Source organism: Dellaglioa sp. CoH-57-MRSF-16, from assembly GCF_056782055.1.
Genome location: NZ_JBXAXZ010000241.1, coordinates 1 through 230, shown reverse-complemented (window position 1 = coordinate 230; position 230 = coordinate 1). Strand labels below are relative to the sequence as shown.

1 protein-coding gene is annotated in these 230 nt (G+C 54.8%); it reads right to left on the bottom strand.

What is annotated here, in order from left to right; translation table 11 throughout:
- Positions 1-218: hypothetical protein (locus AC1RPH_RS08560; protein ID WP_481762161.1), on the bottom strand; the 218-nt coding region annotated here is incomplete at its 3' end.
- Positions 219-230: the final 12 nt, after the last annotated feature.

The following is a 230-nucleotide window of genomic DNA, read 5'->3' as shown; positions in this document are numbered from 1 at the left end:
ACGTACACGAGTTCCGTGTCTCCGGGCTGCGGCTCGGGTGTCGCAAGCGTGGCGATAGCCTGCATCGCATTGTAAATCGGGGTGTTTCGGCCTTTATGCCAGCTCGGCGCTACTGTGTTCAGAACGCGCACCACACAGCCCCATGCAACTTCGTGGTCGTTTTCGAACATCGGGTCGTTCTTAACGTCCTCATAGATTTTGTCGAGATCGAGTTCCATATTTCCTCCTAG